Origin of the sequence: Leptolyngbya sp. FACHB-711, assembly GCF_014695615.1 — a bacterium.
Lineage (GTDB): Bacteria > Cyanobacteriota > Cyanobacteriia > Elainellales > Elainellaceae > Leptolyngbya_A.
Genome location: NZ_JACJOR010000292.1, coordinates 1 through 12,874 on the forward strand (window position 1 = coordinate 1; position 12,874 = coordinate 12,874).

Below are 12,874 nucleotides of genomic sequence, written 5' to 3' on the forward strand. Positions count from 1 at the left end.
AATTGATTAGAGGAAGAACCCTATGGCAATCATTCGATGGAATCCCTGGCAGGAAATTGACACGCTTCAACGTCAGTTCGACCGCCTCTTTGCGGATACGATCGCTCCCACAGTTGGTGACGACTGGAAGACATTTGGCAGAATGCCGGCGGCAGAACTGAGCGAAACCGAAGATGCAGTTCAGCTCAAGCTTGAAGTTCCGGGTGTGGATGCCAAAGACCTCAACGTTGAAGTTACTGAGGATATAGTTTCGATCAAAGGTGAGCGCAAGTCTGAGACTCGCTCTGAAGATAAAGGAATGAGCCGCAGCGAGTTCTACTATGGAACATTCCAGCGCGTGATTCCGCTGCCTGCACGAATTCAAAATACGCAGGTTCAAGCCGAATACAAAGACGGCATTCTTCACCTGACCCTGCCTAAACAGCAGGAAGAGCGCAACAAAGTCGTCAAAGTGGAACTGAACTAATCGACGAATCGACGGATGCGCTAAATGATTCGATGAGCCGCTAGAAATTGATTCAGGTCATCCTGTTTGAATCAGGGCGGTCTGCAAAATCAAGCTTTACCCGATCTGAGGCGATCGGGTTTTTTATTGCCTTGCTTTCACAATAAACTTTCCGCCCTACAAACTTCCCGAAGCAACCCCCTCACCTCTCTGATCTGCTAATCGCCGATGGGCAGTGGTAAAGTCTGCGGTGATAATTTGCAGACTGCTGGGATCGGTTTGTCCCTCGTTGCGATAGCGGCGGACTGCTTCCAGAGCTGCCTGATTGCTCAGCAGCGCGAGATCTGCCCCATTCCAGCCTTCGGTATGGGCTGCCCAGTGGTTTAACTCCACTTCTTCGGCAAGGGGGCGATCGCCGTTATGCACCTGCAAGATTGAGAGACGACTATTTTGATCGGGGAGATCGACCTTAATTTGCAGATCGAGTCGTCCTGATCGCAGTAAAGCCGGATCAAGTGCCTCTGGTCGGTTCGTTGCGCCAACGAGCAGCACATTTGGGCAATCCTGCAAGCCGTCGAGTTCAGTGAGGAGTTGTCCCACAACGCGATCGCTCACGCCGGAGTCGCTGATAAAGCTGCCCCGTGCCGGAGCCAGAGTATCAATCTCATCGACAAACACAACGCAGGGAGCCGCCTGACGCGCCCGCGTAAACAGCTCTCGCACTGCCTGTTCCGATGCACCAACCCACTTGCTCAGGAGTTCAGGACCATTGACCGCAATAAAGTTTGCCCGTGCCTGAGCCGCAACCGCTTTAGCAAGCAGGGTTTTTCCGGTTCCCGGCGGACCCCAGAGCAAAATGCCGCGTGGAGCCTTTGCCTTTGTATGGCGATACAGCTCTGGATAAAGCAGTGCCCCTTCAACGGATTCCTGAAGGGTTTGTTTGATTGTTTCTAGCCCGCCGATGTCATCCCAGGTTGTCTTCGGTGCTTCCACTTCAACCGATCGCAGTACCGCAGGCTTAATTTGCTTGATCGCCAGCATGAAATCAGCCTGGGTCACCTTCATCCAGGCAGGAACAGGACTATCAAACTCTGGCAGAAGTCGCCGCAGTGCCAAATATGCCGACTTCTGGCAGAGTGCCTTCAAATCCGCGCCCACCATGCCCACCGACAAATCAGCAATCTCTTCCAGGTTGACCGTGTCGTCTAACGGCATCGACTTCGTCAGAATTTGCAGAATTTCCATGCGTCCCCGGCGATCGGGCACTCGAAACTGCACTTCGCGATCGAATCGTCCTGGACGACGCAATGCCATATCCAGCTGATCGGGACGATTGGTAGCTGCCAGCACAATCACACCAGGGGTTTTGCCAAAGCCATCCATCAGGCTCAAGAGCTGAGCCACGACCCGTTTTTCGACTTCGCCTTCAACACTGGCGCGATCGGGCGCAAGACTATCAATTTCATCAATAAACACAATACAGGGCGCAGAGCGAGCCGCTTTCTGGAAAATGTTTCGCAGTCGTTGTTCTGCTTCGCCGTAGTATTTGCCCATTACTTCAGGACCGACGATCGCAATATAGTTCACTCCCAGTTCGGTTGCCAGGGCACGAGCCGTCAGGGTTTTTCCCGTGCCCGGTGGTCCGACGAGCAGTACGCCTGTGGTCGGTTCTAAGCCCAGCATGGACAGGAGTTCGGGACGCTTGAGCGGCAGTTCGACCAGTTCACGCAGTTCGCGTAGCACTTCAGAGAGTCCGCCAATGCCCGAAAGCGAAACGGTCGGTGACTGTGTAGGCGGAGAAAACCAGTCGCTAAAGGGGACAGGGGTTCGTTCAGTCGGCACTTGGCTCGGCGCGGTGGGGCGGGTTGTCTGCGTGTCTGGGCGAGATTGAACCTGCACATTGCTGCCATCGGGGTTGCGATCGTTTCGCACGTCGTCCGGTTCGGCTCTGCCTTCGATCACGCGAACGAACTCCAGCAATCCTTCAAATCCCTGATCGACCAGCTCTTCTAGTTCCCGAAAAAAGTCGTCCATACGGTTATTTCCTTACCCTTATTCCCTTTCCCGTGCTAGTAGGCAAAGCCGCCTTAACGCCTTAAGTAACGTCCTGAGTAATATCCTGAGTAACGTCCTCAGTAATGTCCTCAGTATAGACATTTCACTTTGCCTCCCTGAGGGTCAGTGTGTCGGAGTCGTTACACAAGAAACCCCTTGAAGGAAAAGACTGTGAGAAAAGGGGTTGGAGGAGAGGGGGAATTTTCGAGGGATTAGGGTTCCAGCCGCTCCACGAAGCCGCTCCCTGAAGCTGCTCTACAAAGCTGCCCTATAAAGCTGCTCTACAAACAAGAGAGTTCCCTGTCTTTTCCTAATCTTCGATCGCCTTCAACAGCACTTCTGCGATCGTCATCTCTTCCATTTCATCGATCGTGACGGTATCGCAGATGTCAAACTTTGCGCCAACTCCCTGCAACTGGTCATCCAGTGCTTTCAGGAAGCGGGTTGCCTGCACATCATCACCGACCTGCACAAAAGAAATGGCTAATTCCTCGTCGCGATCCATTTTGCGCGTTGCGTTAACGATTACTTCCATCACCGCTTTGCGATCGTCTGGTTCTCCATCAGTAATCACCAGAATTGTTTCTCCTCCGGGTTTTGTTTGTCCGGCAGACTTTCGCTGAAAGTAATTTTCCAGCGCATCATACAGCACTGCTGCCAGATTCGTCGTGCCCATCGGGTCATTCTCTAAGAAAACCTGCGAGACCCTGCTGGAGGTAACAGCGTCGTATCGCTTAAACCGCCCCGAAAATAGGTAAACCGTGATGCCGTCCGGGCCAAACTGTTCGCATTTGCGCGCAAGTGCTAGCGTCGATTCCTGAGCTTCTTCCCAGCGAGTTCTTCCGCCGCGCTGATCGGGTGTAGACATACTGCCGCTTTTGTCGATGAGCAGGGTGTAATCGCGATCGGTCGGGTTCACGGTTCGCACTCCTAAAGAAGGTATCGATCATTCTACTCTGAGAAAACTGGCGACTTTAGGACTGAAACGATTGTTGAAGATATAGTTGAAACTACTGTTAGAAACATTGTTGAAAGTATTACTGGAAACATTGCTGAAAGTATTACTGGAAACATTGCTGAAAGTATTGCTGAAGATATTACTGGAAACATTGCTGGAAATTACGTTTGCGGAAACTGCCGACAAAGGGCAGGCAGCACCGGACAGGGAACCTGATCCTGCAAATTATCCGGCTTGCTCCAGGTAAAGGGAGCTTTGCGGGCGGCAGACATCCACAGCAGTCGCTTAGCACGGGTCATTGCCACATAAAGCAAGCGAAATTCTTCTGCCACCTTGAGCTGTTTTGCCCGTTCCCAGGCAGCGATCGTTTCCGGCAAAGGATATTCGCCGTGGATGCTGGCGCGAATCTGCGCTCTGGCAATTTCAGGCAGGGCAAAATCTCCTAAAAACTGCGACTGGGGCAACACGCGCATACTACCGGGAATGAGCGGCTCATGCAGAAACGGAATAAACACAAAATCCCAGTCCAGACCCTTTGCCTTGTGCATTGTGATAATGGTCACCTGTTTGGCACGAATGTAGCGTTCCTCCGGGTCATCGGTTTCCACGGGCTCAAACCGCTCCGATCGCACAATTTCCCCCAATGCCTCGATCACGGCAGACAGCGAAGGATTGGCGGCGGTTTGCTGTGCCAGTCGCTCTGCAAGTTTATCGACGGTAGCGAGTTCTGCCTGCTCGTATTGCAGCGTCATCGCCAGAAACGGAATGATTTGAAAATGTGGCAGTTCCAGACGGGCCCGCAGCAGCGCAGTACAGTAGCGGCGAGCTTTCAGGACAGGTTCGGGCTGAGGGGAATCGAGCGGTCCCGGATAAAGAAACTGTTCCGGCAAACTCACCAGCAAATTGAGATCCTGCGTGGGAATCACCTGACGATCGACAAACACCTGCAACGCGGCTTTGAGGAAATCCGGCGAGTGAGGACGATCGAGAAATTGCAGCAACGCCAGAATTTCAGCAGGAATATGAGACTGTCGATCGCGATCGCCCACATCGTAAATCGTGATCCCAAGCTGCTGAAGGTCGGTGTCAATGCCAAATTCCTGCGGATAGCGCAAGCGTTCTGCAATAAACCGTCCCTGTCGATTTTCCCGTACCAGAATTGCCGCTCTTGCCGCTGGATGCTGAGTCAGCAAATCGCCGACGCGCTGCGCGATCAAATCAACCGTGTGGTAGGTGTCCGCCGGAAAGCGAATTTCGAGACCGTTCCCTTCCGGGGCAGGATTGGCATCAGGCTGCGGATCATCTGGCGGCACAGGCTGAATCTTTTGCGGACGAAAGGGAAGGCTCGGTTCGCGGGACTGCTCAACTTTGTAGCGTTGATTCGTCCAGTCGAGCATAAAGTTTGCCGCGCGAAGGATGATCGGACTACTGCGTCCGGCTTGATCCATTTCTGCCAGCGTTCCTTCTGCGCCACAGCGTTCGCAAAACTCCCGGAAAAAGAGCGGATCAGCGGGCGTAAAGGTGGAGTTGATTGCTTGATTGGGGTCGCCCACCCGCACTAGATTAAGCGGCGCATGGGGATCGATCGCATCAGCCGCCAAAATCTCCAGCAGGCGCGTTTGCAAAGGAGAAGAATCCTGCGCTTCGTCCTCAAACACCGCATAGATTTGCGATCGCCAGAACCGACAGGCACTTTCATTCTCTAAAACCCGCAGTGCTGCCAGAATCATATCGTCGTAGTCAATAAATCCGCGTAGCCGCAGCAGATCTTGATAGCGATCGTATAAGCCTGCTGCAATTTCCAGCACATTGTAGTCGTCAACTTCCCCGATCGATCGTCCCTGCTGACTTAGCTTCAGCAAATCCTGAGGCATCAGGCCAGAGCTTTTGGCTTCATGAATCACCGTAAACGCCAATTCTGGCAAAACTTCAGTTCGCAGCACAGACTGCCGCCGCAGCCGCTCGGTTTCTTCGCCGTCAAACTGTCTGCCTTCCAGAAGCCGCTGATAAAACTGAGGATTTGCACCAATCCACTGATCCACACAAATCCGAATCAAACGATTGCTCTGATTCGGCGAAATCAGCATCAGCCGTTCTAGATGGATGCCCGATAAATCAGGATGCCGCGATGCAATATTCAATGCCAATCCGTGCAGCGTATAAACCTGAAACCCCTGCGACGGCAAAGACAGTTCGCGCAAATACTGCCGAATCTTACCCTTCAAATTCGCCACCGCCGATCGCGTAAACGTCACCAGCAGCAGTTGTCCGGTGGGAAAGGGCTGCCCATTTGGTAACGGTTCGGTCGGTAGAATTCCTGCCTGAAGCGGTGCAGTGCTGCTCAACCTTAAATATCGCTCTGCCAGCAAAATCGCCGCTGCGATCGCCATCCCCGTAGACTTTCCCGATCCCGGAACCGCTGAAACTGCCAATGACCCGCTTTTCCAATCCGCCATCCGCTGCTGACCCGATCGCAGACCCGATCGCAATCGCTGAAGCATTTGCTGTTTCAGTGCCAGCGTTTGAAGCTGTTCGGAACTGAGCTTGGAATCTGATAGAGGATTTAATTGGGGATCTAATTCAGAATTGAGACCCGCCGGGTTCAAATCAAGCGACATAGGCAGATAAACGGCTTAGTGGCGATCGAATGGGATAAGGCAACTTTGGCAGGGTTCTGGTTCTGAGCAGTGAAGCAGAGCACTTAGCAAAGGAGCAGAGCATTTAGCAAATTAATGTTGCCCGAATCCTTTAGATAGATTGAGAACTAGTGTACTGCTAAGATTTAGTTTTCCCAATCGCTTTGTCAAAGACAGGCAAGGATTTGCTGTTTTAAGCATGCGGTAGCGGAGGCAGCAATGCCTATATCGGTTCCAGCAAACCTGGAAGTTTTATGGTTAAGATTCTCCAGAGTTCGGCATCATTCCGGCATCATCAAGCCGAATCGTAGTCGATATTCATGCGTTTATTTTAGAGCGAGCAACCTCACCGCAGCACTCATCCCCATACAGCCGAATTGCTCGACAAACATGGTACAACAAGGAACAGAACGGCTCTAATCCAGCCGATCGATCTGTCCCGGTGAAGGGGCATCGCTCGACACAATCGGCTAGAGTGGATCAGTTAATGAGTGTCTTCGAATGGGTGTCTTCAGATTGGTGTTTTGGAGAAGCGGCTAAAGACTCATGACGATCCAAGTCGGGCAAGCCTTACAGGGCGGTAAATATACCCTTGATCAGCCGTTAGGACAGGGCGGGTTTGGCATTACGTTCAAGGCAACCCACCACTACCTGCATCGCGTCGTGGTGATCAAAACCATGAACCCCAATCTGCGGCAGCATCCCCAGTATGCCAAGCTCGAAAAGCAGTTTCAGGACGAAGGGCGGCGGCTCGCGCTTTGTGTGCATCCGAATATCGTGCGGGTGAATGACTTTTTCATCGAGGACGAAGTGCCCTATCTGGTAATGGACTACGTGCCGGGGCGGACTCTAGATGCGATCGTCCTTCCCAATCAGCCCTTGCCCGAAACGATCGCCATTAACTACATCCGGCAGGTGGGAGCCGCCCTGGAAGCCGTGCATCAAAACGGACTGCTGCATCGAGACGTGAAGCCGCAAAACATAATTCTGCGGGAAGGAACCGATCAAGTCGTGCTGATTGATTTCGGCATTGCGCGAGAATTTACGCCAGGCGCAACTCAGGTTCACACCAGCATTATCACCGAAGGATTCGCGCCGATCGAGCAATACATGGCGCAGGCAAAACGAACTCCCGCAACTGATGTTTACGGCTTGGCAGCAACGCTCTATGCCCTGCTCACAACTCAGGTTCCGGTGTCTTCGGTGTTGCGCGATCGTCAGCCGATGCCTGCACCTCGCGATCTGCGTCCCGAAATCAGTCCGGCGACCAATCAAGCGGTGATGCGCGGCATGGCACTTGATATTCACTATCGTCCCGCATCGGTCGCAGATTGGCTGGCAATGCTGCCCCATGTAACGCAGGCAAATTCTCAAACGACTCCGCAGGCAGTCCCGCCCAGTCCTTCAACTGCGGCAACGCTAGCAGTCAGCCCTCATTATGCGGCTCCAAATCTTGCGAATCCGACCCCTGCGACTCCGACCCCGCCTGCTGCGCCCACGGCTCCTCCCTTTCCCACCTATTTCAATGCCAACGAGCCAACCGCTCCGGCTCCCATTGCCCCTTCCTCCACCCCTGTCCGTCCGGCTGCCCGTCGATTTAATCCCAGAGCGCTTGCCTTTTTGGGTTCAGTCACGATCGCCAGTATTGCGCTTGTCTCGGTGATAGCAGTAAGGAACTATTCTCCGCAAACGCCTCCAGCAAGCGAGACTGAGGTGACGACGGCTCCGGCTCCGGCCGAATCGCCTGAAGCTGCTGCTTCGGTTGAGGCTCCTGACCCGTCTCCCACACCAGAAGCTTCTCCCAGTGCCACGCCCACGGCTAACTTGCCCGGCTTGGTTCGAGACTTGTTTGAATCTGGAGAAAATTCTGACTCAGAGGCTCAAGACCAGAACGCAGACCAGCCCAGACGACTGGCATCCAACAGTGTCAGACGCGAGCAAGAATACCGGGATGCGATGAATAGCGATCGACCCGCCGCACCCGCCAATGATGCCCGCAACATTCCCGGCATTCCCGTGGGAACCGACGAGCGATCGGTTGTGCGTGAACTGGGAGAACCCACCGTGCGAAATTCTGTGGGCTATTGGGACAACACGCGAACTGCCCTTTATACCGTCGTGCCCGATCGCATCACGCTGGCGTATATCTATGACCAGGACAGCGATCGAATTCGCCAGACCGAAGCTTCTTTTGACCAGTCGATCGACCCAGAGATCATGGAGTCTACGCTTGATGGCATGCTCGATGGCAAGATGAGTTCAGAAATTGCGGCAGGACTGATGTCAGTGCGCGATCGACAAACTAATCAATATTCCTTCAAGCGCGGCAATTTAGAAGGCATTGTAGAGCGCAACGATCGCGATCGGGTTTATATTGCAGTGTGGGATAAAGATTTACACTAAACGCCGCTCAATGCCTCAGCCCATTCTCTACGCTGCCATCACGAATCACGGCTTTGGACACGCTACCCGCACCGCTGCTGTCATTGCCGCGATTCAAACCCTTTACCCAGACGTGCTGGTGATGATTGCCACCACTGCCCCGCGCTGGCTGCTGGAATGCTACATCACGCAGGATTTTATTCACCGTCCTGTCGCGCTGGATATTGGCATTATTCAATCCGACAGCCTGACAATGGACAAAGTTGCCACCCTGGAAAAGCTGCGGCAGATCCGGGCAAAGGCAAACCGGACGATCGCAGGCGAAGTGAATTTCATTAAGCAAAATCGAGTTGGTTTAGTGCTGGCAGATATTCCGCCTTTAGCAAGCGCGATCGCAAAAGCGGCTGACGTACCCTGCTGGATGATGAGCAACTTCGGCTGGGATTTTATTTATCGTGCCTGGGGCGGCGACTTTGTGGCAGAAGCCGACTGGATCGCTGAGCAGTTTAACCAGTGCGATCGACTGTTTCGCTTACCGTTTCACGAGCCAATGTCCGCTTTTCCGCACATTACTGATGTCGGATTAACAGGCGGCTCACCTCGCTTTCCGTTGGAAGACCTGCGGCAGAAATTTAACCTGACTGCCCCCAAAGAACGCACCGTTATGCTCACCTTTGGCGGACTAGGAATCGATCGTCTCCCTTACGACAGCCTGACGCGCTTTCCCGATTGGCAGTTTATTACCTTCGATCGCAATGCGCCCGCCCTGCCGAATCTGGTTGCCATTACCGAATACCAGTATCGCCCGGTAGACCTGATGCCCTGCTGCTGCTGCGTCGTCTCCAAGCCCGGATTCAGCACCTTCTCAGAAGCCTGCCGCCTGGAGCTGCCCGTCGTTACTATCACGCGACAAGACTTTGCCGAATCGCCCATTTTGCTCGATGGACTCCAGGATTACGCGACCCATCGAATTCTAGAGCCCGAAGAATTCTTTAACAGCAATTGGGATTTTCTCAACCAGCCGCTGAACCCGCCCCGCACCGGAAAAACGGTGTCCAAACACGGCAATGAGGCGATCGCGCAGGCAGTGGTCGAGCATCTGATGAGCAGGTAATCTGCATCTGGGGGCAAGGCACAAGCTGTCACGCTTTGGGCGGCTGAATTCAAGGGGAATTTACCGCTCTCTGAGCGAAAGGTAGCTCGCCTGCGGGTTTCAAAGTTCCCCAAAACTGGGGCATTCAAGGGGCAATGTAGCCCCTTTGATTTCTCAGGGAATGGATATCAAAACCCCGATCGCCCTAAGCGGGAAAGTGCTTTGCATCGCTCACAGCTAGACCGTTCTGAGCAGTTGGCGAATTTTGGACTGCTGTTGGAGGTCGAGTTGCTGGGGAAAGGTCAGTTCCAGGCGGAGTCCGGGGGTTTGCAAGCATTGGGTTGCCGGGTTGCCGCTGGGGTCGATCGCCCCGTTAAAAGCTCGATCGCTACACATGACTGATTCCACCTGAGCCACCAGACGAATCGGCTGAGCTTCAGGATTGGGAGAACCGAGCAGCAATCCGACCGCAGGCTGGTTGAGCTGAAGCAGGCTGGAATCGATCGGGGCATCGGGCAGGAGTTCCAGGCGAATCGATCGCGAGTTGACTCCGGTTGCGACAGCAGGATAAAATTGACCGCTCCAATAGATTTGTGCCAGCGTTTGAATGGATTTGAATCGGGTCGATTTTTCAGCGGGGTGGCGATCGGTCAGGGCACGCAGCGGTCCAGTGAGCAAGAACCCGAAGGAGGAAAGCGGATGATCAATAATGGTTCGCTCCTGGGCGTACCACTCTGCCACATCAGAATAAATTACGCGCACGAGGGCATCTGCCTGGGCCTGACTCAGATCGACAAACTCCACGGCAACCTTGACCTGATCCTGCGGCATGGGCGTGATGCGAGTGATGTGGGCACTGAGCGAAACCCGCGCCTCAAAATCACCCCATAGCTCCAGCTCAACAATATCCGGCAGATCCGTCCAGCGATCGAGCAGAAGATTTGCTCCCGCTTCACTGACATCGAGCGTAATGCCGCTGCAGGTAAGCTGCTCACCACAGTAAACCGCCGATCGCAACTGCCGCTGAAGTCGATGTGCCCGCCGCACCTGGGGCTGCTCAAAGCCGACCAGCAGGGCTGCACCCAGCAACGTCAGGCTGAAGAACGCCCAGAAAGCGTTGATGACGATCGCTTCTTTTGCCGCTGGATAGTCAATCAGCCAGAAGGGAACCACCAGCAGCGATAGCACCAGCAGGCCACAAACCATCAGGGGCACCCAGCTCGATCGCCAGTCAAAATGGCGGCGATTCGTCATTTGCAGGCTTTTGTCGGTGACTTTGAACGACCCCATGCGCGGATTCAGCAGTGCTAGGAAGGTGACAATTCCAGCATGGAACGCCATCGCATTCTCAAACACCTCATTCCAGAACGAGAAGCGGGTCGTTTTGTTGGTGATGTAGTTGGCGTAGAGGCCCAGCACCACATGGGGCATGGCATAGGCCAGGGTTTCCAGACCCAAGCCGCGTACCAGGCTAATGCCAAACAGCAAATACAGAATTGGCGCAAAGGCATACATCAGGCGCGGAAAGCCAAAAAAGAAGTGCGAGCAGGCGGAAAAGTAGCACAGTCTTTGCGGAACCGAGAGATTCAGCCGGGGATTCAGCAGCGGATTCTCTAGCCGTAAAATCTGCGCCATGCCCTGCGCCCAGCGTACCTGCTGCCCTACATACGCCGAGAAGGTTTCGGGAGCCAGACCTGCCACCATGATCTTGTCGTAGTAAACCGATCGATAGCCGCGATCGTGCAGCCGCAGTGAGGTGTGACAGTCTTCGGTCACGGTTTCCACGGCAATGCCGCCCACTTCCAGCAAGTGCTGCTTGCGAATCACTGCCGCCGAGCCACAGAAGAAAGCCGCATTCCAGAAGTCATTTCCTTTCTGGATCACTTTGTAAAACAGCTCATTGTGAACCGGAACCTGTCCCCCAGTAAGCAAATTGCGCTCGAAAGGGTCGGCGTTATAAAACCAGTGGGGCGTTTGCACCAGCGACACGTTGGGCTGATAGAAGAAACCGACGGTGTGCTTGAGAAACTGGCGCGATGGAACGTGATCGCAGTCGAGAATCAAAATCAGTTCGCCCGCTGTACGCCGCAGTGCCGTGTTGATGTTTCCGGCTTTGGCATGGTCGTTGTTGTCGCGAGTCAGCAGCGTGCAGCCGAGTTCCTGACACATTCGTTGCAGCTTCAGCCGCCGCTCTGGAAACTTGCGCCCGTCGTCCAACACATAAACCCGCTTTTTGTCTGCTGGATAGTCGAGTGCCATCGCTGCCAGAGCCGTTTTTCGCACGATCGCCACTTCTTCGTTATAGGTCGGGATGTACACATCCACGGTGAACCAGTCTGCTTCCGGGAAAGCAGAAAGGTCTACAGGAGATCGATCGCGCAATCGCAGCGTTTGAAAGTAGGAAATTAGCAGCGTTCCAGCGGCATAGAGTTCGGCGGCATACAGCAGGATACTAAAGGTAGCGTTAAGCCAGCCATCTAGATTCAGGGTGTAGCTGCTGCGGTAATAAAGGTAGCGGAGCGTTGTAATTACGCTGATCCAGGCGAGGAACAGGTGTAGATGCTCACTGACCCGCCGATTGATCTGCCGCTCTTCAGACTGCACGATCGTCCAGCCGATCACAATTAGAATTGCGGCAATAATGCCTTGCTGAATTGGGGCTAAAGGCGTGACAATCAGCGGCACAGATACAATCAGCAGCCCGATCACGATCGCAAACAGTGTCCATTTACCTGCGTTGGGCAATAAGCGATCGATCGCAATGGGAACGTTGAGAAATAGCCGCTTCAGCAAAGGAAAGCGAGAATTGATAAATGCTTCGGCAGCAAAATTGGGTGAATGGGTCATGACTCTGCACCTCGGTCAGCAACGCGATTCAAGAAGATTTGAGAAAAGCCGTACATCAGCAGCGGCAGCAGCACAATTCCCAGGGGCAGCAGCAGCCAGTGGTCTTGCAGGAACAGCACAATCCGTCCCATCAGGCTTGCCTGCGTCACCACTTTTTCGCGAGGAGCGCGGTTAAGAAACTCCAGACTGTAGTCATCTGGATCGAATGGAGAAGGGTTCGGCTGATTGCGGTGGATCAGAGCCGTATCGCCCTGAAGCTGCCCAAACAGACGATCGATTTCAAACAAATCCTGCACATCTCGCAAACCCTGTTCACGCTGAGCCGTGAGAGCCAGCAGCACATGGCGATCGTTCCAGGGTGACACCACTGATTTCACCACGCCTTCGCCGTCTGGCAGTGCCTGCACCTGGGTTGTGCCAAACTCCCGTAGAAAAGCCGTATTCAGGTTTAAGCCTTT

Annotated in this window: 7 protein-coding genes and 1 pseudogene; 3 read left to right on the top strand and 5 right to left on the bottom strand. The window is 53.8% G+C overall.

The features are described from left to right. The first annotated feature begins 22 nt into the window (after positions 1–22). Entirely contained in the window at positions 23–466 is a 444-nt protein-coding gene (locus tag H6F80_RS11475; protein ID WP_190791685.1) for an Hsp20/alpha crystallin family protein, read from the top strand. A gap of 156 nt (positions 467–622) precedes the next feature. Here the strand turns inward: H6F80_RS11475 and H6F80_RS11480 are convergent, their stop codons facing one another. The 3 genes from H6F80_RS11480 to H6F80_RS11490 all read right to left on the bottom strand — a co-directional run bounded on the left by H6F80_RS11480 (position 623) and on the right by H6F80_RS11490 (position 6,076). Then, the gene (locus H6F80_RS11480; protein WP_190791686.1) at positions 623–2,479 is read right to left on the bottom strand and encodes an AAA family ATPase; all 1,857 of its coding nucleotides are present in this window, start codon (positions 2,477–2,479) and stop codon (positions 623–625) included. Positions 2,480–2,810: 331 nt separating this feature from the next. Then, positions 2,811–3,419, bottom strand: a complete 609-nt coding sequence (locus tag H6F80_RS11485) for a vWA domain-containing protein (RefSeq protein ID WP_347277866.1) — start codon at positions 3,417–3,419, stop codon at positions 2,811–2,813. Positions 3,420–3,619: 200 nt separating this feature from the next. After that, entirely contained in the window at positions 3,620–6,076 is a 2,457-nt protein-coding gene (locus H6F80_RS11490; RefSeq protein WP_190791687.1) for an ATP-dependent helicase, read from the bottom strand. Between the two features lie 564 nt (positions 6,077–6,640). Between H6F80_RS11490 and H6F80_RS11495 the strand changes: the two genes are divergently transcribed. Together H6F80_RS11495 and H6F80_RS11500 are read left to right on the top strand one after the other, a co-directional pair. Continuing rightward, positions 6,641–8,497, top strand: coding sequence for a serine/threonine protein kinase (locus H6F80_RS11495; RefSeq protein ID WP_190791688.1), 1,857 nt, complete (start codon positions 6,641–6,643; stop codon positions 8,495–8,497). A 10-nt stretch (positions 8,498–8,507) separates the two neighbouring features. Then, on the top strand, positions 8,508–9,590 hold the full coding sequence (locus H6F80_RS11500; protein ID WP_190791689.1) for a glycosyl transferase: 1,083 nt from the start codon (positions 8,508–8,510) through the stop codon (positions 9,588–9,590). 216 nt (positions 9,591–9,806) lie between these two features. Here H6F80_RS11500 and bcsA read toward each other — a convergent pair whose 3' ends face one another. Further along, the gene (gene bcsA, locus H6F80_RS11505) at positions 9,807–12,416 is read right to left on the bottom strand and encodes a UDP-forming cellulose synthase catalytic subunit (protein ID WP_190791690.1); all 2,610 of its coding nucleotides are present in this window, start codon (positions 12,414–12,416) and stop codon (positions 9,807–9,809) included. After that, a pseudogene (locus H6F80_RS11510) lies at positions 12,413–12,874 on the bottom strand (cellulose biosynthesis cyclic di-GMP-binding regulatory protein BcsB); the annotation flags it as partial. The pseudogene H6F80_RS11510 and the gene bcsA, both read right to left, overlap by 4 nt.

What these genes read in the sequence shown, in the direction of transcription:
- H6F80_RS11490 (WP_190791687.1), bottom strand. Translation starts at nt 6,076, where the DNA reads ATGTCGCTTGATTTGAACCCGGCGGGTCTCAATTCTGAATTAGATCCC.
- bcsA (WP_190791690.1), bottom strand. Translation starts at nt 12,416, where the DNA reads ATGACCCATTCACCCAATTTTGCTGCCGAAGCATTTATCAATTCTCGC.
- H6F80_RS11480 (WP_190791686.1), bottom strand. Translation starts at nt 2,479, where the DNA reads ATGGACGACTTTTTTCGGGAACTAGAAGAGCTGGTCGATCAGGGATTT.
- H6F80_RS11495 (WP_190791688.1), top strand. Translation starts at nt 6,641, where the DNA reads ATGACGATCCAAGTCGGGCAAGCCTTACAGGGCGGTAAATATACCCTT.
- H6F80_RS11500 (WP_190791689.1), top strand. Translation starts at nt 8,508, where the DNA reads ATGCCTCAGCCCATTCTCTACGCTGCCATCACGAATCACGGCTTTGGA.
- H6F80_RS11475 (WP_190791685.1), top strand. Translation starts at nt 23, where the DNA reads ATGGCAATCATTCGATGGAATCCCTGGCAGGAAATTGACACGCTTCAA.